At 49.8% G+C, this 21,349-nt stretch carries 19 protein-coding genes and 1 pseudogene; 1 reads left to right on the forward strand and 19 read right to left on the reverse strand.

Annotation, left to right across the window (positions count from 1 at the left end):
- The 5 genes from C234_RS0113795 to C234_RS0113815 form a co-directional block, all read right to left on the reverse strand.
- Entirely contained in the window at positions 1-576 is a 576-nt protein-coding gene (locus C234_RS0113795) for a hypothetical protein (RefSeq protein WP_027326233.1), read from the reverse strand.
- Between the two features lie 3 nt (positions 577-579).
- Positions 580-1,092: an RNA polymerase sigma factor gene (locus C234_RS0113800; RefSeq protein ID WP_027326234.1), complete on the reverse strand. Its 513-nt coding sequence runs from the start codon at positions 1,090-1,092 to the stop codon at positions 580-582.
- A gap of 69 nt (positions 1,093-1,161) precedes the next feature.
- Complete coding sequence (locus C234_RS0113805) at positions 1,162-2,079, reverse strand: vitamin B12 dependent-methionine synthase activation domain-containing protein (protein WP_034536579.1); 918 nt, start codon at positions 2,077-2,079, stop codon at positions 1,162-1,164.
- A gap of 106 nt (positions 2,080-2,185) precedes the next feature.
- Positions 2,186-3,526: a dihydroorotase gene (locus C234_RS0113810; protein ID WP_027326236.1), complete on the reverse strand. Its 1,341-nt coding sequence runs from the start codon at positions 3,524-3,526 to the stop codon at positions 2,186-2,188.
- Entirely contained in the window at positions 3,523-4,266 is a 744-nt protein-coding gene (locus C234_RS0113815; RefSeq protein ID WP_027326237.1) for a polyprenol monophosphomannose synthase, read from the reverse strand. Before C234_RS0113815 ends, C234_RS0113810 begins: the two co-directional genes overlap by 4 nt.
- Before the next feature lie 143 nt (positions 4,267-4,409).
- On the opposite strand from C234_RS0113815, the gene mfd reads away from it, so the two are divergent.
- Positions 4,410-7,781 (forward strand): transcription-repair coupling factor, encoded by a 3,372-nt coding sequence (mfd, locus tag C234_RS0113820; RefSeq protein ID WP_027326238.1) that lies wholly within the window; start codon positions 4,410-4,412, stop codon positions 7,779-7,781.
- A gap of 345 nt (positions 7,782-8,126) precedes the next feature.
- Here mfd and C234_RS16555 read toward each other — a convergent pair.
- From C234_RS16555 to C234_RS0113895, 14 genes and pseudogenes are all read right to left on the reverse strand, one after another.
- Positions 8,127-10,007: pseudogene (locus C234_RS16555) on the reverse strand (YgiQ family radical SAM protein).
- A gap of 72 nt (positions 10,008-10,079) precedes the next feature.
- The gene (locus tag C234_RS0113830; RefSeq protein ID WP_027326239.1) at positions 10,080-10,304 is read right to left on the reverse strand and encodes a sulfurtransferase TusA family protein; all 225 of its coding nucleotides are present in this window, start codon (positions 10,302-10,304) and stop codon (positions 10,080-10,082) included.
- Positions 10,301-10,618 carry a hypothetical protein gene (locus tag C234_RS0113835; protein ID WP_027326240.1) on the reverse strand — a complete coding sequence of 106 codons (318 nt, stop codon included), beginning with the start codon at positions 10,616-10,618 and terminating at the stop codon, positions 10,301-10,303. Before C234_RS0113835 ends, C234_RS0113830 begins: the two co-directional genes overlap by 4 nt.
- 286 nt (positions 10,619-10,904) lie before the next feature.
- Positions 10,905-12,896 (reverse strand): glucosamine-6-phosphate deaminase, encoded by a 1,992-nt coding sequence (locus C234_RS0113845; RefSeq protein ID WP_027326241.1) that lies wholly within the window; start codon positions 12,894-12,896, stop codon positions 10,905-10,907.
- 149 nt (positions 12,897-13,045) lie between these two features.
- Positions 13,046-13,813 carry an amidohydrolase gene (locus tag C234_RS0113850; RefSeq protein WP_027326242.1) on the reverse strand — a complete coding sequence of 256 codons (768 nt, stop codon included), beginning with the start codon at positions 13,811-13,813 and terminating at the stop codon, positions 13,046-13,048.
- A 9-nt stretch (positions 13,814-13,822) separates the two neighbouring features.
- Positions 13,823-14,377 (reverse strand): 1-acyl-sn-glycerol-3-phosphate acyltransferase, encoded by a 555-nt coding sequence (locus C234_RS0113855; protein WP_027326243.1) that lies wholly within the window; start codon positions 14,375-14,377, stop codon positions 13,823-13,825.
- A 6-nt stretch (positions 14,378-14,383) separates the two neighbouring features.
- Positions 14,384-14,653, reverse strand: a complete 270-nt coding sequence (locus tag C234_RS0113860) for a hypothetical protein (protein WP_027326244.1) — start codon at positions 14,651-14,653, stop codon at positions 14,384-14,386.
- A 237-nt stretch (positions 14,654-14,890) separates the two neighbouring features.
- The gene (gene rpiB, locus C234_RS0113865; RefSeq protein WP_027326245.1) at positions 14,891-15,325 is read right to left on the reverse strand and encodes a ribose 5-phosphate isomerase B; all 435 of its coding nucleotides are present in this window, start codon (positions 15,323-15,325) and stop codon (positions 14,891-14,893) included.
- Entirely contained in the window at positions 15,322-17,334 is a 2,013-nt protein-coding gene (locus C234_RS0113870) for a transketolase family protein (RefSeq protein WP_027326246.1), read from the reverse strand. Before C234_RS0113870 ends, rpiB begins: the two co-directional genes overlap by 4 nt.
- A 289-nt stretch (positions 17,335-17,623) precedes the next feature.
- Entirely contained in the window at positions 17,624-18,220 is a 597-nt protein-coding gene (locus C234_RS0113875) for a hypothetical protein (protein WP_027326247.1), read from the reverse strand.
- Between the two features lie 19 nt (positions 18,221-18,239).
- Complete coding sequence (locus tag C234_RS0113880; RefSeq protein ID WP_148295094.1) at positions 18,240-18,968, reverse strand: hypothetical protein; 729 nt, start codon at positions 18,966-18,968, stop codon at positions 18,240-18,242.
- 133 nt (positions 18,969-19,101) lie between these two features.
- Positions 19,102-19,707 carry a DUF2589 domain-containing protein gene (locus tag C234_RS0113885; protein ID WP_027326249.1) on the reverse strand — a complete coding sequence of 202 codons (606 nt, stop codon included), beginning with the start codon at positions 19,705-19,707 and terminating at the stop codon, positions 19,102-19,104.
- A 101-nt stretch (positions 19,708-19,808) separates the two neighbouring features.
- The gene (locus tag C234_RS0113890) at positions 19,809-20,375 is read right to left on the reverse strand and encodes a hypothetical protein (RefSeq protein ID WP_027326250.1); all 567 of its coding nucleotides are present in this window, start codon (positions 20,373-20,375) and stop codon (positions 19,809-19,811) included.
- A gap of 100 nt (positions 20,376-20,475) precedes the next feature.
- Positions 20,476-20,943, reverse strand: coding sequence for an HU family DNA-binding protein (locus C234_RS0113895; RefSeq protein WP_027326251.1), 468 nt, complete (start codon positions 20,941-20,943; stop codon positions 20,476-20,478).
- Between the last annotated feature and the right edge of the window lie 406 nt (positions 20,944-21,349).

Here is a 21,349-nt window from a genome sequence, read left to right on the forward strand (position 1 = left end):
TCACATCAGTTCTTTCAACTCATTTAAGTTTTTCTTGATTTCCCGAATGCGGTTTAAAAACTTCTTGCGATAAACCCATAAGATTAAAGCCAATCCTCCTCCCCACAGGAACATAAAGAATAAAACCGGCAAAGCTCCATATTGCCATACTTCCCAATAAATAAATGACAACATGGCCAGTAGCAGCAGATAGCCCACAGCAATCATCCGTTCCCGGATCATCCATCGGTGTACGCGGTTGACGCGCCCGATCACCTCTACCGGCGGCATTTCGTCTACTTGGATTTTCCGGAGAAAGCGAAATGTAAATATATCCCAGCAAAATGCGGGAATCAAAGATACAATAACGATTATATAAACAGGATTCAGCTTGCCATTGAACCATACGTCCGCTATGAGTAAGCATAGTATCGGAAGCGATATCAACAGCAGTTGGAGATTCAGGCGGGCTATGGCATGAATTCCTTTGCCGGCATGATCTATCAGCTTATTCACTTCTTCCTCTTTGAGTAATTCTTTATTCTTCAGATGTTCGTCAAAGATATTCCACGATTTTTTCAATTCTTCCAATTCCATATCTTATCCTTCCTTTTTCATTTTTCTTAGTTTGTTTTTTATCCGGTTCAGTTTCGTTGCTACGTTGGTTACGCTAAGCCCGGTAATTTCGGCTATTTCTTCGTAGCTTTTTTCTTCCAGATAAAGCAGAATAATCGATTTGTCGAGTTGTCCCAATTGGTTTATCATACTGTAAAGCCGTTTCAGCATTTCGTGCACCGGATCATATCCCTCTTTTCTTTCATTCATTTCCGGAGTAAGGGTAACAATTTCGGGTAGATGTTTGTCTTTGCGCAGAAAACTGATACATGTATTCAATGCAATGCGGTAAATCCATGTGGAGACTTTACATTCTTTCCGGAATTTGGGATAGGCTTTCCAAAGATTGAGAACTACATCCTGATACAGGTCGTTAAGGGGCGCATTGGGACGGGCATATAAGTAACATACTTTGTAAATGATCCGTTCGTATTCGCGGATGATTGCCAGAAACTCTTGTTCGACGGAGCGGGTTGCTTCAGTTATATGCTTGCTCATGGATTTCTTCGATAGCTTTTCCGGTTAGTTAGTCGTATAAGAAAGGCGAAAATCACATGAAAAGGAAATTTATTGCAAATTAGCCGCCAGAAATTTGCGCATTTCTTCAATCGTTTTTCCCCGGCGACGGGCATAATCTTCCAATTGGTCTTCGCCTATTTTCCCTACCGAGAAATATTCTGCGGCAGGGTGCGAGAACATCAGTCCGGTGACCGAAGCGTGCGGACGCATCGCTCCGTTTTCGGTAAGTGTAATTCCTATCCGGTTCATCTCCAGGAGCTCGTCTAACAAGAAATTGACCGATTGGTCGGGAAGTGAGGGGTAGCCTACTGCCGGACGGATGCCTCGATATTTTTCAACCAAAAGCTCGGGTATGGTCAGGTCTTCATCTTTCGCATACCCCCACGCCACTTTGCGTACATATTCGTGCATCTTTTCGGTTGCCGCTTCCGCCAGACGGTCGGAAAGAGTTTGAACAAGCAGATGCTTGTACGGGTCTTTCTCATAAAGTCCTTCCATATCGGCATCGATGGAAGAGGCGAAAGCTCCGATCGTATCCGGTATTCCTGACGCTGCCGGACGAATGAAATCGCTCAGGCACAGGAAAGGACTTTTGTCTCGCTTCGGTGTCTGTTGGCGGAGCAGCGGAAACACGAGCGAATGTCCCGGTTCTTTTTCTATAATCAGGTTGTCGCCGTCGGAGTTTGCCTTGCAGATTTTGAAAATAAAATTTATCCGATAATCCCTGTCGAGCAAATCGAGCATGCGGTTGGCCTCTTTGAGAAGCTGCATCGCTTCGGAGGCTTTGCTGCGGTCTTCTTCGGAAAATGTGGTGAGCCATGAAGCGCGGCAGACGTCGCAGCCGTGAATGTTGGCAATGGCGGCGAAGCGCGGTTGAAATCCCCAGGCGTGGAAGAAATAAATCCAGTTGATATAGGGGCTGACTTCGTGAACGGCAAAAGATAATTGTTCGCTGATTTGTCGCATTGTTCTCTTCAAGTTTTTGTCAATGTGCTTCGGAGCATTCGTTTTTTGGCAAGTCTGCGGAAATTTCCGTGACTTTTTGAGAAACTCTTGCGGTTTATCGCTTTAGTCATTTTTCAAAACGAAGTTCTTGTCCGCAATAGTTCTCGTCTATGCTCCCGTTGTTATATAACAGATGTCCGTTTACAAATGTTTTTTCCACTTTCCAGTTGAAAGTATGTCCTTCGAACGGACTCCATTTACATTTGCTCCGGATACACTCCGCTGAAACTTTCCAATTGCTGTCGGGACGTACCAGAACGAGGTCTGCCTGATATCCCCGGCGGATGTATCCCCTGTTTGCTATCTTGTACATTTCCGCAGGGGCATGGCACATCTTTTCTACTATCTTTTCGATGGTGAAAACTCCTTTGTCCGCAAGCTCCAGCATGCTGACGAGTGAAAATTGCAGAATCGGTATTCCCGATGCGGCTTTTAAGGCACCTCCTTCTTTCTCGTTCAGAAGGTGAGGAGCATGGTCGGTGGCAATGGCGTCGATCCGTCCGTCGTTCACGGCATCCCGCAAGGCTTTCCGGTCATCGGCCGTTTTCACCGCAGGGTTGCATTTGATGCGTCCGCCCAAAACGGCATAGTCTTCTTCTGCAAACATCAGATGCGGAATACATGCTTCCGCCGTAATCCTCTTTTCAGTCAGAGGCGCCTGAGTGAACAGGTTGAGTTCTTTGGCCGTGGAGATGTGCATAATGTGCAGGCGGGCATTCGTTTCGCGCGCCAGTTGCACGGCAAGCTCGCTCGAACGGTAGCAGGCTTCGGCCGACCGGATGGCCGGATGAAATTCTAAAGGCACGTTCTCTCCGTATTCTTTTTTATATCTGTCGGTATTTTTCCGGATGGTTCCCTGGTCTTCGCAATGGGCGGCAATCAGCAAATCCGTACCTCCGAATATATTGCGCAGGCTCGCCGTCCGGTCGACCAGCATATTGCCGGTGCTCGCTCCCATGTATATTTTCACTCCGCAGACACGGTGCTTATCCAATTGGGGAAGTAATGTATAATTGCTGTTGGTGGCTCCGAAGTAGCAAGAGTAGTTTACGGAAGACTTTGCCGCCAATAAATCGAACTTCTCATCCAAAGCTTCTAATGTTGTGGTCTGGGGATTGGTGTTGGGCATGTCCATGATGGAAGTGATGCCTCCTGCGGCTGCGGCATGGCTTTCGGTTGTTATGTCCGCTTTATGAGTCAGTCCCGGATCGCGGAAATGGACGTGCTCGTCGATCACGCCCGGTAAAAGATAGCATCCCGCGGCATCTATCACCTCTTCACATGAATCGGCGGGGAGTTGGCCGTCTACCAAGATTTCAGCTATTTTTTCACCTTCGATAACCACCGAGGCCGCCACTTTCCTGCCTTCGTTTACGAGAATGGCGTTTTGAATCAATATGCGTTTCATTTCTTTTTCGGATAAGGATGGAACCAACTGTTTACTTTCATTGTGATTACTCCGAATACGGCTTCGCCGAAAATGCTGCTGTTCATCTTCGATGTTCCGAGTTCGCGGTTAATGAAGATGACAGGCACCTCGATGATTTTAAATCCGGATTTGTAGGCTGTGAATTTCATTTCAATCTGGAAGGCGTATCCTTTGAAGCGTATCTGATCCAAATCGATGGCTTCCAGCACTTGGCGGCGGTAACATACGAAACCGGCGGTGGTGTCGTGGACGGGAATGCCTGTGATGACACGCACATACTTGGAAGCGAAATACGACATCAATACCCGCCCCATCGGCCAATTGACCACGTTTACGCCGCTTACGTAGCGTGAACCTACGGAAACGTCTCCTCCTTCTTCCGCGCAGGCTTTATACAGGCGGGGAAGATCATTGGGATTGTGGCTGAAATCGGCGTCCATCTCGAAAATATATTCGTAGCTATGCGCGAGCGCCCATTTGAAGCCTGCGATGTACGCCGTTCCCAATCCGAGTTTTCCGCTGCGTTCTATCATAAACAAGCGTTCGGGGAACTCTTGTTGCAAGGTCTTTACAATAGCTGCCGTACCGTCGGGCGAACCGTCTTCTATCACTAATATATGGAAGACTTTCTCCAAACCGAAGACTGCGCGAATGATGTTTTCGATGTTTTCCCGTTCGTTATAAGTCGGGATGATGACGATGCTATCGGATGTTTGCATATAAACTTGTAATTTGAAGACAAATATAACGCTTTTCCTTTCGTTAAAGGAAAAACTAAGGATAATTTAGTACTTTTGCGGTGGATTTTCATTGCATGGTACCACGGGTTTTTACAAATTCGTGGCGAGTTAATATGATATTTATGACTATAACCGAACTACAGCAACAATATGCCGCCCATCCCAACATGGCGGTGATGGAACGTATCTTGAAAGATCCTTCCATCCGGACTGTGTTTTGCGGAGGTCTGTGCGCTTCTGCCGCTTCGCTTTCTTCATCGGTGTGGGTGCGTCGAGGCATTTGCCCTTTTGTCTTTATTCTGGGCGATCTCGAAGAGGCGGGATATTTTTATCACGACCTCACGCAGATTTTAGGAACGGAGCAAGTGCTTTTCTTCCCTTCTTCGTTTCGCCGTTCCGTCAAGTACGGACAGAAAGACGCAGCCAATGAGATTCTGCGTACGGAAGTACTGAGCCGGTTGGAAAAAGGAGAGAAAGGCCTGTGTATTGTGACGTATCCCGACGCATTGGCAGAGAAAGTGGTGTCGCGCAAAGAGCTGAACGATAAAACCCTGAAGCTGAATGTAGGGGAGCGTGTGGATACGGTGTTTGTTACAGATGTGCTGCATAGCTACGGATTCGAATATGTGGATTATGTATATGAACCCGGACAATATGCCGTGAGGGGAAGCATTATCGACGTTTTTTCTTTTGCTTCCGAATACCCTTACCGCATCGATTTTTTCGGCGATGAAGTGGAGAGTATCCGCACGTTCGAGGTGGAGTCGCAACTTTCGCGGGAAAAGAAAAACGGGATAATGATTGTTCCCGACTTGGCGGTGACGGGTGAAGTGACGACCTCTTTTCTCGATTTTATTCCCGGAGAGACTGTGCTGGCGATGCGCGACTTCCTGTGGTTGCGCGAACGCATTCAGGCCGTGCACGACGAGGCTTTGACACCGCAAGCCATTGCCGTGCAGGAAGCCGAAGAGAACGGAGGCATCACGCCCGAGGGAAAATTGATAGACGGCAGCGAGTTTATGTCGCGCGCGCTCGATTTCCGCCGAATGGAGTTCGGCAACAAGCCGACAGGCGTACCCGATGCGAGTGTTTCTTTTGAGACTTCCGCCCAGCCCATTTTCCACAAGAATTTCGACCTGGTATCCGATGCTTTCAGAGATTATATCGGAAAAGGATATTCGCTCTTTGTTTGCAGTGACAGTACAAAGCAGACCGACCGCATCAAGGCCATCTTTGAAGACCGCAAAGAGCATATTTCCTTTACTCCCGTTCAACGAACCCTTCATGAAGGGTTCGCGGATGATACGTTGCGGATGTGTGTGTTTACCGATCATCAGCTTTTCGACCGTTTTCATAAATACAACCTGAAGAGCGACAAGGCTCGTTCGGGGAAAGTAACGTTGTCGCTGAAAGAGCTGAACCAGTTCACTCCCGGCGATTATGTGGTGCATACCGACCACGGCATCGGGCGCTTTGCCGGATTGATACGGGTTCCGAATGGAGACACTACGCAGGAGGTGATAAAGCTCATCTATCAGAACGAGGACGTGGTGTTCGTCTCCATCCATTCATTGCACAAGGTCTCCAAATACAAAGGAAAAGAAGGAGAGCCTCCGCGCTTGAATAAATTGGGAACGGGTGCTTGGGAAAAACTGAAGGAGCGTACAAAGACGAAGATTAAGGACATTGCCCGCGACCTTATTAAGCTTTATTCGCAACGCCGACAGGAAAAAGGCTTTTCCTACAGTCCCGACAGCTTTTTGCAGCGGGAATTGGAGGCGTCGTTCATATACGAAGATACGCCCGACCAAAGCAAGGCTACGGCGGACGTGAAGACGGATATGGAAAGCGAACGTCCGATGGACCGTCTGGTGTGCGGAGATGTGGGATTTGGCAAGACGGAAGTGGCGATCCGTGCCGCGTTTAAGGCAGTGGCGGACAATAAGCAGGTGGCCGTGCTCGTGCCGACTACGGTACTTGCTTACCAGCATTTCCGGACTTTCCGCGAACGGTTGAAAGGTCTGCCTTGCCGGGTGGAGTACCTGAGTCGGGCCCGTACGGCGGCACAGGCGAAAGCCGTGCTGAAAGAGTTGAAGGAAGGAGAAGTGAACATACTTATCGGCACCCATCGTATTCTGGGGAAGGATGTGCGCTTTAAAGACTTGGGATTGCTCATTATCGACGAAGAACAGAAGTTCGGCGTTTCGGTGAAAGAAAAGCTGCGACAGATGAAAGTGAACGTGGATACGCTGACCATGACCGCCACGCCCATTCCGCGTACCCTCCAATTCTCACTGATGGGGGCGCGCGACTTGAGTGTTATCTCTACGCCTCCGCCCAACCGTTACCCCATTCAGACCGAAGTGCATACGTTCAACGAAGAGGTGATTGCCGATGCCATAGGCTTTGAAATGAGTCGCAACGGGCAGGTTTTCTTCGTGAACAACCGGATTGCCAACCTGCCGGAGCTGAAAGCCATGATTCTTCGTCATATTCCCGACTGCCGGGTGGCGATAGGGCACGGGCAAATGGAACCCGCCGAGCTGGAGAAGGTAATATTCGACTTTGTGAACTACGACTATGACGTGCTGCTCGCCACTACCATTATCGAAAGCGGCATCGATATCCCGAACGCGAATACCATTATCATCAATCAGGCGCAGAACTTCGGCCTGAGCGATTTGCACCAGATGCGCGGGCGGGTGGGGCGAAGCAATAAAAAGGCTTTTTGTTACTTGCTGGCTCCTCCGCTGAGCAGCCTGACTACCGAAGGCAGACGGCGCCTTCAGGCGATTGAAAACTTCAGCGACTTGGGAAGCGGTATTCATATCGCCATGCAAGACCTCGACATACGCGGGGCGGGCAACCTGTTGGGGGCGGAGCAAAGCGGTTTCATCGCCGATTTAGGTTACGAAACTTATCAGAAAATATTGGCTGAGGCGGTGCACGAATTGAAGAATGATGAATTTGCCGAGCTGTATGCGGATGAGATAAAAGAATCGAAAGAGATCAGCGGCGAGCTGTTTGTCGACGAATGCCAGATCGAAAGCGATCTGGAGATACTGCTTCCGGCGGATTATGTGACGGGAAGCAGCGAGCGTATGCTGCTCTATCGCGAACTCGACGGTCTGACGCTCGACAAAGAGGTGGACGCTTTCCGTACACGGCTCGAAGACCGCTTCGGAACGGTGCCGCCCGAAACGGAGGAACTGCTGCGTGTGGTACCTCTCCGACGCTTGGGAGCGCGACTCGGAGCGGAGAAGATATTCCTGAAAGGAGAGAGGATGACGCTCTTTTTCGTTTCCAACCCCGACAGTCCGTTCTATCAAAGCCGGGCTTTCGGCCAAGCGATAGAGTATATGATGAAATACACCCGTCGCTGCGACTTGCGTGAACAGAACGGAAGACGGAGCATGGTGGTGAAAGATGTGGGGAATGTGGAAACGGCGGTCAGCGTGTTGCAAGAGATGGTTGCGATGCCGGTAGGAGACTGACCGGCTCTTTGCTCCCGGTTTCAATGTCGGATCTGTCCGTACAAGCTTCCGGTGTAGAGGTTGTCTGCCTTTTCAGGCACATACTTTTAGCGGCACTGCCGATCTTTTTTCTACGATATGCAGCTTTATCAATCAGAGGCAGGGTGACAGACGAAGCGTTGAAAGAAGTCTTTTTTCTACGATATGCAGCTTTATCGTTACAGAGAATAACCCTTTGGGAGAAAAGGATAAAGTTTTTTTCTTCATTCTACGATATGCGGCTTTATCCGCTTTTCTACGTTCTGGCAGGCTGTTTATTCCCGGATTATTCCGCTTTCGGAATCGGAATGACTGCTTTATCCGGAACTATCGTCTTGCCTGTTTTTTCTTTCCATACAGCCGGTCTATCAGGTCCTGCCGTCCGATGCGTTTCAGTTCGCTCACGATGTTCCGGCGTTCCTCCGGTTTATACCAGAAAAAGAACTGTCTCTGACGCAGCTTCTCCCGTTGCGTTTTCGCGCTGAACACCGGCTCCAGTGTGTAAGGATGGTATCCTGTGTACCATGCTTCGGTAGCTACGGTCATCGGAGTGGGCGTGAAGTCCTGCACCTGCTCCAGATGAAAGTCGAGCCGTTTGGTTATGACAGCCAGCTCCGCCATATCTTCTTCTCGGCAGCCGGGGTGTGAGGAAATGAAGTAGGGAATGAGCTGTTGCCGCAGATTCTCTTCCCGGTTGATTCGGTCGAATATCCGTTTGAATTGCTCGAATTGTTCGAAAGAAGGCTTCCGCATCACTGCCAATACCCGGTCGCTCGTATGTTCGGGAGCCACTTTCAGACGTCCGCTTACGTGGCGGGTAATCAGCTCGCGCGTGTATTCGGTTGCGCTGCGGTTCGTTTCGGCATCTTTACTTTGATGAAGCAACAGGTCGTAACGCACGCCGCTTCCGATGAAAGACTTCTTGATTCCCGGCAAAGCGTCTACCGACTTGTAGATATCGAGCAGCGGACGGTGGTCGGTATTCAGGTTCGGACAAACCTTCGGATGTATGCAAGAAGGACGCTTGCACTTCCGGCATACGGATTCGTCGCGTCCTTTCATGCGGTACATGTTGGCCGACGGACCTCCCAAATCGCTCAAGTAACCTTTGAAGTCGGGCAGTTGTGTCACTTTCCGCACCTCTTTCAGGATAGACTCTTTGCTGCGGCTCACAATAAACTTGCCCTGATGGGCGGAGATGGTACAGAAAGCGCACCCGCCGAAGCATCCGCGATGGATGTTGACGGAGAACTTGATCATGTCGTATGCCGGAATCCGTTTGCCTTTGTATTTGGGATGGGGCAAACGCGTATAAGGCAGGTCGAACGAACGGTCGAGCTCTTCCTCGCTCATGGGAGGGTAGGGAGGATTCACCACGACGATGCGGTTGCCCACCGACTGCGTGATGCGCGACGCGCTGTATTTGTTCGATTCCTCTTCGATGTGCCTGAAGTTGGCCGCCTGTTTCTTCTTGTCCGACAGGCATTCTTCGTGCGAATAGAGCCGGATATCGCCCGCTTCGTCCGCAAACTCTTTTTCATTTGCCACGTAGGCTATCTGCGGAATGCCGTTCAGCGGCGAGCGATGTATGCTGAAAGAAGGCTACGGCACACTGTCGGCAGACCGTTTTTGGTGTTCTTCCAGCTTCCGAGCCAACTCGATGATGGGCTTTTCTCCCATTCCGTAAATCAGCAGGTCGGCGCCGCTGTCGCAAAGGATGCTTTTTCGCAATGCGTCCTGCCAATAGTCGTAATGGCTCAGTCTGCGCATGCTCGCCTCTATGCTTCCCAGTACCACCGGAACGTCGGGGTAGAGCTTTTTCAATATCTGCGTGTAAACGATGGAAGGATATTCCGGGCGCATATCGGGCCGCCCGTCGGGCGTATAAGCGTCTTCGCTGCGGAGACGCTTGTTGGCGGTGTATTTGTTTACCATAGAGTCCATACATCCGGCGGAAACACCGAAGAACAGACGGGGGCGTCCCAGCTTCTTAAAGTCGCGCAGGTCATCCCGCCAGTTGGGCTGGGGAACAATGGCAACCTTCAGTCCTTCCGCTTCGAGGATGCGTCCGATTACCGCCGCCCCGAACGAAGGATGGTCTACATACGCGTCGCCGCTGAAGAGAATCACATCCAGTTCGTCCCATCCGCGAAGTTCCACTTCTTTTTTGGTCGTGGGAAGCCAGTCGGTCAGTTTATAATCATTCATGCCGCAAAGATACGGATAATAAGAGTTTTTTCCAATGGCTTGCCGGATGAGGCTCGTACACTGCACCGAGGCTTACAGCGTGCTGCCGACTGTAAACTGAATGGTCATGCACTCTCCGTCGTAAATTTCACGAAAGCCGATTCCTTGCTCGGAAAGATATTCTTTCAAGTCCTGAAAAGCATCGGTACGGTTCATGATAATCCGGAGCGTATCGCCCGGACTTGCTCGGTATATGGCTTTCATTGCCGGAATGAGCGGGCTGTAGGCGGTTGTTCCGCAAGTGTCTACGGTAATCATTCTTCCTCCCCTTCTTCCTCCTGACCGGGAAGCCAAGTGAGATAAAGCTTGATCAGTTGCTGCAAGCCGAACGCCTTCATATTGTTGTGGTATATGACGTCGATGCAGAGGTCGAGCAGATCCTTGCTGTTCTCTTCTTGACTGGCAATCAGTGAACGGATATTCAGTTTCAGTTTGTCGAGTACGTTCTCGTCTACGATGCCGTTGCTGTCGATCAGATGACGGAACAAAGCATACTTCTCAATCGTTTTCAGATTCTCGTCGGATACTTCTATGCTCCGTGTACCGGTGGGGTTTGCTTGTATTGTATACATATTCTTTTGTGGATTAACGGTTAATTCTCAAATTCTGACGGTCGGTTCGCTTACAGTACGGCCGCGCATGAATGCTTTTCATTCATAGGAGCAAAGATAGAATTTTAAATGAGAAACAGGCAGGAAAAGAGGATTATTTTTGAGAAAAGCTCCCCATGCGCCAGCCGTCGTGCTTGCATGGCCTTTTCCCGAACGTATGTTTTCGAACCGAATCATGATCTCGCGAATATAGAAAAAAAGAGTGAGAAGCGATCGGCTTCCCACTCTTCTGTCATTTTTGATGTATTTATAGCGGAACGTACTCTACAAACGCTTCCATCGCTTCGTAAGAAGCCAGGCCCAAGCGGTCGTACAGAGCGGCGGTGCCGCGGTTTCTTTCCTCACTGCGTTGCCAGAACAGGCGTTCGTCGTTTCCGAGGAAAGGAGCGCTTTCCATTTGCGACTGATGTTTCAGGATGGAGTTCCGTTTGGCCCGCAATTCTTCCGGGCTGATGGGGACAACCATCTCGATGTGCTCGATTTCCCATTCCGCCCATGCGCCGCGATACATCCAGATGCGGCAATCTTTCAGCCATTTGGCTCCTTCTTCTTTTTCAAGGTCGATGGCGGCAAGCACGGCATCCGTACAAACACGGTGCGTTCCGTGCGGGTCGGCTAAGTCGCCCGCCACGAAGATTTGGTGAGGCTTCACTTCGCGGAGCAGGTTGCGCACAATCTCTACATCGGCTTCGCTGATGGGATTTTTCTGGATTTTCCCGGTTTCGTAGAAAGGAAGATCGAGGAAGTGGCAACGATCCAACGGGATGTTGTTGTAAGCGCATGCAGTGCGCGCTTCTCCGCGGCGAATGAGTCCTTTGATGGTCAGGATGTCGCGAGTGTCCATGTCGCCGTCTTTCTTTTCCTTCAGGAATTTGCGTATTTCCGCATATTTCTCGCTGATTACCTTGTCTTCGTTATTGTTGAATATCTGGTTGAATCCGTTGATGAAGTGCAGGAAGCGGATTACCTCTTCGTCTCCCACGGCAATGTTTCCGGAAGTCTGGTAAGCCACATGCACCTCGTGCTTTTGTTCTACCAGCCGGCGGAATGTTCCTCCCATCGAGATAACGTCGTCGTCGGGATGCGGAGAGAAGATTACCACGCGTTTCGGATAAGGTTTGGCGCGTTCCGGACGGTAAGTATCGTCGGCGTTCGGTTTGCCGCCCGGCCATCCGGTGATGGTATGCTGCAAATCGTTGAATATTTTGATATTCACGTTGTATGCCGAGCCGAAAAGAGCCAGAAGTTCACTCAGTCCGTTTTCGTTGTAATCTTTGTTCGTCAGCTTCAGAATCGGCTTTCCGGTAAGTTGGCAAAGCCATACGATGGCGCTGCGTATCAGTTTGTCGTTCCATTCGCACGAAGTCACCAGCCACGGGCGATGGATACGCGTAAGGTTCGAAGCGGCGGAAAGGTCGATGGCAATGTGGGCGTTGCGGTGTGTTTGCAGGTAAGATGCGGGGATGGTGTCGGTTATCGGCCCTTCCACGCATGCTTTAACCATTGCGGCCTTTTCTTCGCCCCATGCCAGCAGATATATTCTTTTGGCGCTCAGAATGGTGGATACTCCCATTGTGATAGAGCTTACCGGAGTGTTTTCGATGCTTCCGAAGTTCTTTGCGGCTTCATTGCGCGAGTCGTTGTCGAGCAGTATCAGCCGGGTGGTGGAGTTCTGGCGCGAACCCGGTTCGTTGAACGCGATGTTTCCCACACGGCCGATTCCCAGAAGGGCGATATCGATGCCGCCGAAACTCTCGATGCGCTGTTCGTACAAGCGGCAGTATTCGAAGATGGTGTCTTTGGCGATTGTCCCGTCGGGAGTAAAGATATTCTGCTTGTCGATGTCCACGTGGTCGAGGAACATCTGCTTCAAAGCGTTGAAGTTGCTGTTCACCGCATCGGGGCTCAGCGGGTAATATTCGTACATATTGAATACGATTACGTTGCGGAAGCTCAGCCCTTCTGCTTTGTGCATACGGATGAGTTCGGCATATACGTGGCTCGGGGAGTTCCCTCCGGGAAGCGCCAATACGCAAAAGCGTCCTTCTTTTTGTTTCTCGCGGATGGTTTGTGCTATTTCACGGGCGATGCTGCTTGCCCCTTCTTCTACCGATTCGTAGATGTCGGTCGGAATTTTTTCAAGTCTTGTAAGGACCGATTTTTCAAATGCATTCTCCGGTCTGTAATATTTGGGGGAGACGCGGTTGAGAGTGATTTGAGAACTGAGATTTGTTTTCATAAATTTGTAAATTAAGTTATATGCGATCAAAGTCTGTGCGGTTATTGTTTGGTCACCACAAAGATACGAAAGATGTTTATACCATTAACTACTTATTTATAGGTATTGTTGCGGTTTCAGACTCTTTTAACATTTGTTTCGTGCAGGCGTTACAGGCGGAAAACGTCTGCATCTTTCCATGCCGGAAACTTCTCTCTGAATCGTCTGAGAGCAGGCAGGCCGATTTCCGCTGTGGCGATTCCTTCCTTTCTGTCGGGCAGGGAGGCTATGGTTTCTCCCGTTGCCGAAAGAATCACGCTTCCTCCGTCGTGCTCCAACCCGTTCGCATCGGAGCCTGTCCGGTTCACGCCGCAAACGTAGCATTGGTTTTCGATGGCGCGGGCACGCAGCAGGGTGTCCCATGCCGTGCGGCGGGCAAGCGGCCAGTTGGCGACGTAAATCAGCAGGTCGTACTCGTTGTTTACGTTCCGGCTCCATACGGGGAAGCGCAGGTCGTAGCACACGAGCAGGCAGATGTTCCACTCCCGGTAGGTAAAGATAAGCCGGCGGTTGCCGCTCGAGAAGTGCGCGGGCTCTTCACCCATGCGGAAAAGATGCCGCTTGTCGTAGTAGAATTCATCCCCTTCCGGTGTCAGGAAAAAGGCGCGGTTGTAATATGTTCCTTTATCCTCCGCCATATAGCTGCCGCATATAGCCGTGCCGTACAGGGCGGCCCACTCTTTGAGCGTGCGGATGGTTTCTCCTTCCACAGGTTCGGCAAGAAGATGGCTCCGCATGCTGAATCCGGTGGAGAACATCTCCGGCAAAACAACAATCTCCGTTGTTCCACGGAGGCTTTGCAGCTTTTCGTGAAGCGAACGGAGATTTGCCTGTTTGTCTTCCCAAACGATATCTGTCTGTATCAATGAGATTTTCATGCTTCTACATTATATCTTTCCCAAAACGAAATTCTCGGGATATTTCCCTTTGAAGTCTTTGAAATAGAGTTTGATTTCGCGCATGTCTTTATCGATTTCGCCCGAAGGCATAACGGCTTTTGTTGCCGTAATGGTCTTCTTTTCGTAGTCGATGCCGATCAGTACGATAGGGACTTGCGCTTTGAGAGCGATGTAGTAAAACCCTTTCTTCCAGTCGGGGTTCGGCTTGCGGGTTCCTTCGGGGGTAATGGCCAGATGAAACTTCCGGCTTTTGGCGAAGTGATTCACCATCTGGTCTACCAGCGAAGTCTTTCGTCCGCGGTCTACCGGAATGCCCCCCGCTGCTTTGAAGAAGATTCCCATAGGGAAGAAAAACCATTCTTTCTTCATCATAAAGCTGGTTTTACGGCCTAATGCTCCGTAAAACAGTTTCCCTATGAATAAGTCGAAGTTTGTTGTGTGAGGCGCGGCGCATATTACGCATTTGTCGTAATCGGGCACGGTGACGTGGGTTTTCCATCCCAGCAAGCGATAATAGATAAAGCTGTATATGGCTTTCTTCATTCCGTTTTAGTTGAGTTTTTCGATTGCGTCGATAATCTCATTGACCTTCGCGTTGAAGTCTTGACGGAACTTTTTATAAAAGCCCTTCACGTTTCCCGGTTCGGTGTGGCTGACACGGCAGATGAAATCATCTTGCATTTTCAGTATTTCGTTCATCAGTTCGTCGGCTTTCTCTTTGTCTGTGCCGGGAATGAACATGCTGTTTACCAAACACTCCGTGAATAATTCTCCTGCGATATAATTGACGTTCTTTTTCAGTTGTCTTCTGCTTGCCATAATGTTTACATGTTAATGGTGAATAATCCAAAATTCCGGGTAAAGATAGCGACTTTCTGCGACTCCGGCGAATAAATGGGTGAAAAGTTGAGTGTTTGCCTGTATAATAAACGACAGAGGCTCCGTTTTGTCCGAACGGAGCCTTTGTCGTTATGCAGCGGAGCCTCTGTTTTGTCCGAACAGAGGCTCCGCTAAAAAGGTAATAAATCGGAACCGGAATTGCTCTCCGGGTTCTGTTTATTTACAAGGTATCTTGTCTACACGCCTTTGATGCCGGCCCCCTTCGAAGTCTGCGGCGAAGAACGCCGTCAGAATCTTGTCCGCTTCGGCGGTGTCGACGAAGCGTCCCGGCATCACCAGCACGTTGGCGTCGTTGTGCAACCGTGCCAGGCGGGCGATTTCCTCGTTCCAGCAAAGAGCGGCGCGGATGCCTTGATGCTTGTTCAGCGTCATGCTGATGCCGTTGCCGCTTCCGCAGATGGCGATGCCCGGATAGCATTCGCCCGCTTCCACAGCCGAAGCCAGCGGATGCGCATAGTCCGGATAGTCGACGCTTGCGTCGGAGTCTGTCCCGAAATCTTTGCAGTTCAACCCTTTTTCTGCCAGCCAACGCTTGACGTACTCTTTCAGTTCGAAGCCGGCATGGTCGGCAGCCAATCCGATTAGTTTCATTGGAGCATTGATTTTACTTGGTTATATACGTTTTCGGCAGTAAAGCCTAATTTCTCGTCGAGCACCTTGTAGGGAGCCGAGAAGCCGAACGACTCCAGTCCCCATATCTTCCCGTTGCCGCCCGCCAGTCCCTGAAGCGTTACGGGCAAACCTGCCGTCAGTCCGAAAACCTTCGCTCCCTCAGGGAGAACACTTTCCTGATACGCTTTGGGTTGGTTGCGGAACAATCCTTCGGAAGGAGCCGATACTACGCGTATCTTCACGCCTTCTTTGCGGAGCAGCTCGGCGCCGGCCACCAGAGTAGATACTTCCGAGCCCGAAGCCACCAGAATCACGTCGGGGTTCTCGTCCGAACCGGCCACGATGTAAGCGCCTTTTTCCGCTTGCGCGTATGCGTTTCCTGCCGGGAGGTTGACGATGTTCTGGCGCGAGAAGATGAGTCCTGTGGGAGTTGCCGTGTTTTCCATGGCGAGCTTCCACGCAACGGTAGTTTCTTCTACGTCTGCCGGACGCAGAACGAGCATCGAGTTCTGTCCTTTATGGTTCTTCAGCTTTTCCATCAGGCGGATTTGCGCCTCCTGTTCCACAGGTTCGTGGGTGGGTCCGTCTTCGCCTACGCGGAACGCGTCGTGAGTCCAGATAAACTTCACCGGTTGCTCCATCAGGGCGGCCATACGCACTGCCGGCTTCATATAGTCGGAGAAAACGAAGAAGGTTCCGCATGCGGCGATCACTCCACCATGAAGCGACATGCCGATGCAGACGCATGCCATGGTAAGCTCCGAAACGCCTGCCTGAAGGAAAGCGCCGCTGAAGTCCCCTTTACTGAACGCGCGCGTTTTTTTAAGGAAACCGTCGGTTTTGTCGGAATTGGAAAGGTCGGCGGAGGCAACGACCATATTCTCCACCTGCGTGGCAAGCGCGCCCAATACCGTAGCCGAACCTGCGCGAGTGGCTCCGTCGGCCTTCTGCTCGATTGCCGCCCAGTCCACTTTCGGAGCTTTGCCCGAGAAGAAGAACTTCAGCTTGGCTGCCTTTTCAGGGTTTTCCTTCGCCCAAGCCGCCTCTTTCGAATGCTTTTCCGCCGTGATGCGCTTCAGCTCTTCCTTGCGTTTGGCGTATATTCCGGCTGTTTCGGGGAAGATTACGAACGGGTTTTCAGGGTCGCCGTTCAGGTTGCGGATAGTGTTTACATACGCCTCGCCCCCGAGCGGAGATCCGTGAGTGGCGCAATCGGCCTCGTAGCTGCTTCCGTCTGCCCTGCGGGCGCCTTTTCCCATCACCGTCTTGCCGATGATAAGCACCGGACGTCCCTTGGTCGCCTTTGCCTCGTTGAGCGCGGAGCGTATTTCGTCTACATCGTGCCCATTGATGCTGATCACCTTCCATCCCCATGCTTCGTATTTCATGGCGGTGTTTTCGATGGTCACGTCTTTGGTCTCGGTAGAAAGCTGTATGTCGTTGTCGTCGTAGAACATGACGAGGTTATCGAGCCCGAGCGTTCCGGCCATGCGTCCCGCACCCTGTGAAATCTCTTCCTGTATCCCCCCGTCGGAAATGTAAGCGTAGATGGTGTGGTCCATCAGCTCGCAAAAGCGTGCTTTCAGGAACTTGGCGGCGATGGCGGCCCCCACGGCGAACGTATGCCCTTGTCCCAGCGGACCGGAGGTGTTCTCCACGCCGCGCATCACGTCCACTTCGGGATGTCCCGGTGTAGGGCTTCCCCATTGGCGGAAGTTCTTCAGCTCTTCCAACGTGTACTTGCCGGTGAGTGCCAGTGTAGAATAGAGCATCGGCGACATGTGACCGGGATCGAGGAAGAAGCGGTCGCGTCCTTCCCAGCGGGGATTTTCGGGGTCGTAGACTAAGAACTCCGAGAAGAGCACATTGATAAAATCGGCGCCTCCCATAGCGCCGCCCGGATGTCCGGACTTCGCTTTTTCGACCATCGAGGCCGCAAGAATGCGGATGTTGTCCGCCGCGCGATTCATTAGCTTGTTATCGTTCATATTGTGTAGAATTTAATGGATGTCTTTCGAACTCCCTGCAAAGATAGCTTTTTCTATACAATACGCAACCCGGAAACCTGCTTAATTTTTGCTTTTGGTCAGGATTCCGGGCTGTCGGGAATGATTGCTTATTGCTTGCCAGTGGCGGGGAGCGGTGCAGGAGATTTCCTCTCTTATGCCCTGTGTATTGTCCGGTGTTCCCTTCCCCCGTGTTTCGCCTGTCCGGCGGCAATCATGTCGGGAGAGTCTTTTATTCTCGACCTAAGGTTAAGGGCATAGGTATGGTTATTCATCCATCGTGCGGCCGGGGATTTGCATAGATTATTCTGCTGAGGGTTTCGTCTGTCAGCCGTAATATGTCGGGGTAGGAGACAAGCGCCAATGCCTGATGAATCCCTTTGCGCAGCTCGTTATCGGCATAAAGCGTCGAGTAGAAAGTTGTGAGCTGAGGCATTGTCATCGGGCCGTCGGGAGGGAGACTGTGAAGGTGACCGTTCTGCAAGGCTACGAGTATCACTTGAGTAATGAGCTTACGGGCTTCTTCTACTTTGATATTTTCTCTCATATATACCCGGTAGAGACACTCTACGCCTTCATTGATGTATTGTGCAAAGAGTTGTTTCCTTCTTTTTCTTCTGTCGGAAAGAGAGTCTCCTTTGTCTGTAGGTCCTCTGTCGCCGATAGCCACCACTGAAGCGCGTATGGCTGCAAAGGTGGCTTGCTCGGCACAATTATACTGTTTCAGGAACTCTTCGGTTCCCGACAGCCATTTGCTAAGTATTTCCGTAAGTCCCGAAGAACTCTTTTCCATTTGGTCGGCTATGCAGGAGACTTCACGGAGCAGCTCCTGCGCCTTGTCGGTAAATAAGGTTATCGAGTGTTTCATATGCCGCGTATATTGATGGTTATTCAATGCTCAGGAAGTAATTGTCTATTTCTTTGCCCTCTACCTTTCTTTGCCCTTCTTCTTCTTTGCGTATAAGCTCGAAAGCCTCTTCTTTGACCGAGAGTTTCAGCATCATGGGTTGCTGCCCCGACACTTCGAGCTCTTTCATTTCATTGCTTTCGGGCGTTATGCCTATGGCGGTAAGTCTGCCTTTAGTAAGTGGAATGCTTTCGTTGACGATTGTGTTGAGCTTGCCTTTCATGGTTGCTATGACAACGTCTTTGTTCTTGCCCGAGAGCTTCCGGGTAGTGGCGAACTCATCGACAGCTTTGTTTATGTAACGTGTCACAACCGGATCAATCTCTCTTTCTCTTTCCAATTGTTCTTTCAGCCGGTCGGTATTGGTCAGCAGCTGCTTGTTGATATGTATATAGCCTTTCTGCAAATCTTTCCGCTTCGGATACGCTTTTACGAATTCTTTCTGCATCGTATTGTAGACATTGCGCACCAGCTCTTTTCTCACTATTCCCTTTTGAGGATCATATACGCTTGTTTTCCGAGTTTCTTTGATACAAACGGGAATGGTTATCTCCATGTTGGGCAGGCGTACACGGGGAACGGGAAGATGCCGCAGCAGCTCGTCTTCGGCATATTGTCGGGCCATACGTATACTTGCCTCGTCGGCTTGCTTTCTTGCCTCGCTGATCTGAGACAGGATATTGCCTAAAAAGTCACTTAACTCTATCATTTTCTCTTTATTTATCAGATGTTTTGCCTTTATTCGGGAAATATGAGTCCGGATGCAGATACGCTTTACCGGACTCATAATTACTGACTACTGACAGATGTATCTACCTGTTGTTACGGACAATAGTCTGTCATCATTCTGTCGCTTTCTTCTCGAGCATAGACGACTCGAGGATACCGAGCATCTTTTCCATACCTCCGGGCATTTCATCTTGTACGGCACGAACATGAACTGCCATGGAGTAGGTACGATCTACTTTATTGCCGGTAGTCGTACTCTTCTTATACGAGAACGATGCTTTCAGGTTTACCGACCCTCTCCACCACTTCTGCTTGAAGTTTAATGAAGCGCCTACTCCTAATTCCGAAGAGGTATCTTTAGTTTCCACCGCATTGATTTTGGCGTTGAAATCTACTGTCGCTTCTTCTACGCGTATGAAAGGAATAGGGATGAGCGTCAGGAAAGGTACCTGCATTTCCATCATTTCTGTCTTAGCCGGAACAGCAGGTGTTACTTGCTGTCCTTGCTCATTTAATACAGCAGGCACGTAGGGTTGTGTCTCTTTAGGATACTTGAAAGTGACATATTGTGGCTTACCTTCATCATCGAATCCCATTGCTTTTATGAAGTCGACTGTGCTTTGAGCTGCTTGCGACTGTGCTTCCACTACCGCTGTCAGCGGACCGCCAATTAGATTACTAAAATCCAAACTTGATAATTCACCTCCATAATTTGCCATAATGTAAATAGTTTAAAGGTTAATGAACTTAGTTTAATTACACTTAGATATATAATGTAGCTACCATATATATGCTTATCTGCTTCTATATTACCGGTTGATTAGTAGTCATCGAGCCTCAGACTTCCTTTCCAGTTGATGCTCACGGTGTGCTCCTTGCCGTCTCCATACTCTCCTTCACCTTTTACCTTGCCGTTCTTCAGTACGATTTTGAAGACAGGCTTGCCGCCTTCGCTGCCGAGAAGTTTTACATAGAGCGTGCCGCTCATGAAGACAGGATATGAAGTCTTGGGTTCTCCATAAGTATCGAAGATTAGCTCAGGGTTATAGCATTCGACGCTCCAATACCAATCGTCGTGTTCAGGCTCTTTCTTCGTCAGGTCGATAGTCTTGCCATCGTGGGGCTCTTTCCCCGCCATTATTTTAATGCCCTTATTTTCCGACACAAAGAGAACTATATCGTAGTTGCCTTCATTTAATTCGTCTTCATCTATTCCCGCATCGATTATCGGCATTGTGACACCATCGAGGACAATGGTGTTGGCAGGCACTTTGGGTTCGTTGTCATCGTCCTTCGAGCACGAGGCGATGGCGAACGAGAGGGTGAATACTGCTGCAAGGGCGAAAGCTGCTTTCACCGTGCTTGCAAGGAAATGGGTTGTTTTCATAATGTTTTAATTTTTAGTGTTAATTATAAAATAAGAGTTGACACAGTAGTTCTATAAGTGAAGAACTTTGTCCTACTTATTTAGAGAAACCGATCTTACTTTATCCGGCAGGATCGGGCGCTTCGCCTCCTCCGCTTCCTCCGGGTGGCAGAGGCATTGTTCCGCCTGCGGAGTGTGCTTTAGAATTCACTACGCGCGTCTGTACACTTTTGTATGCCTGTCTCATACTTTGCTTGGGATAAAAGCGCACGATGGGAGTCTTTAGTGAGGCAGATGTAACTTCTTCTTCTTTCTCTTTCATCGTAGGATTAATGATGACTTTGAGCATTCCCAAGTCGCCGAGGTCGACAGAGTCGCCTCGTTGCAGAGCGCGGTTCACCGCTTCGGCAAGCGAAGTAAGCGCATTGCGTACATCTCCCCTTGTAAGAGAAGTGGCAGCGATAATCTCATTTTCGAGTTGATACGCTGTAAGGTGATGTTTACTCACTTTGGGCACGGCATAGTACATGGTTTTACCTTTGTTCTTACCGATAGTCATTTTACGGGATCTCACTTCAAATTCTATCATATCTATTCAGTTTTATAGGTTTATATTCCGATAGTAAACAGCTTTCTCATTCATTATCATATCGATGGCGGCGATACCGTCTTTCTCTCGCATGGCCCATGTGCGGTACTGTATTATATTAATGTACGCGTACATTAATATATATGATATATATAGGCTCTCTTCTTTACCGATTGATACTATAAACCTCCTATAACCGATGACGTAGAGCTCGCCTGTCCGATGACGGAGGGTTCGCTTAACCGATGACGGAGGGTTCGCTTGACCGATGACGGAGAGTTCGTTTTCAACAGGTTAATGGTCGCTTTGTTAGCTTGTCAAGGCAGACCGGAGAAGGAAACTGCCATTACTGACTTGAAGAAGATTTTATAATGCTATTGTCGAAAACAGGATATTTATTCACATA

It is taken from the genome of Bacteroides pyogenes DSM 20611 = JCM 6294 (assembly GCF_000428105.1).
Lineage (GTDB): Bacteria > Bacteroidota > Bacteroidia > Bacteroidales > Bacteroidaceae > Bacteroides > Bacteroides pyogenes.

Bases quoted from the DNA above. Each gene is read 5' to 3' on its own strand.
- C234_RS0113895 (WP_027326251.1), bottom strand. From the start codon at position 20,943: ATGATAGAATTTGAAGTGAGATCCCGTAAAATGACTATCGGTAAGAAC.
- C234_RS0113855 (WP_027326243.1), bottom strand. From the start codon at position 14,377: ATGAAGAAAGCCATATACAGCTTTATCTATTATCGCTTGCTGGGATGG.
- C234_RS0113890 (WP_027326250.1), bottom strand. From the start codon at position 20,375: ATGAAAACAACCCATTTCCTTGCAAGCACGGTGAAAGCAGCTTTCGCC.
- C234_RS0113875 (WP_027326247.1), bottom strand. From the start codon at position 18,220: ATGAAACACTCGATAACCTTATTTACCGACAAGGCGCAGGAGCTGCTC.
- C234_RS0113795 (WP_027326233.1), bottom strand. From the start codon at position 576: ATGGAATTGGAAGAATTGAAAAAATCGTGGAATATCTTTGACGAACAT.
- C234_RS0113830 (WP_027326239.1), bottom strand. From the start codon at position 10,304: ATGATTACCGTAGACACTTGCGGAACAACCGCCTACAGCCCGCTCATT.
- C234_RS0113870 (WP_027326246.1), bottom strand. From the start codon at position 17,334: ATGAACGATAACAAGCTAATGAATCGCGCGGCGGACAACATCCGCATT.
- C234_RS0113850 (WP_027326242.1), bottom strand. From the start codon at position 13,813: ATGAAAATCTCATTGATACAGACAGATATCGTTTGGGAAGACAAACAG.
- C234_RS0113800 (WP_027326234.1), bottom strand. From the start codon at position 1,092: ATGAGCAAGCATATAACTGAAGCAACCCGCTCCGTCGAACAAGAGTTT.
- C234_RS0113810 (WP_027326236.1), bottom strand. From the start codon at position 3,526: ATGAAACGCATATTGATTCAAAACGCCATTCTCGTAAACGAAGGCAGG.
- mfd (WP_027326238.1), top strand. From the start codon at position 4,410: ATGACTATAACCGAACTACAGCAACAATATGCCGCCCATCCCAACATG.
- C234_RS0113880 (WP_148295094.1), bottom strand. From the start codon at position 18,968: ATGATAGAGTTAAGTGACTTTTTAGGCAATATCCTGTCTCAGATCAGC.
- C234_RS0113860 (WP_027326244.1), bottom strand. From the start codon at position 14,653: ATGGCAAGCAGAAGACAACTGAAAAAGAACGTCAATTATATCGCAGGA.
- C234_RS0113885 (WP_027326249.1), bottom strand. From the start codon at position 19,707: ATGGCAAATTATGGAGGTGAATTATCAAGTTTGGATTTTAGTAATCTA.
- C234_RS0113845 (WP_027326241.1), bottom strand. From the start codon at position 12,896: ATGAAAACAAATCTCAGTTCTCAAATCACTCTCAACCGCGTCTCCCCC.
- C234_RS0113815 (WP_027326237.1), bottom strand. From the start codon at position 4,266: ATGCAAACATCCGATAGCATCGTCATCATCCCGACTTATAACGAACGG.
- C234_RS0113835 (WP_027326240.1), bottom strand. From the start codon at position 10,618: ATGTATACAATACAAGCAAACCCCACCGGTACACGGAGCATAGAAGTA.
- C234_RS0113805 (WP_034536579.1), bottom strand. From the start codon at position 2,079: ATGCGACAAATCAGCGAACAATTATCTTTTGCCGTTCACGAAGTCAGC.
- rpiB (WP_027326245.1), bottom strand. From the start codon at position 15,325: ATGAAACTAATCGGATTGGCTGCCGACCATGCCGGCTTCGAACTGAAA.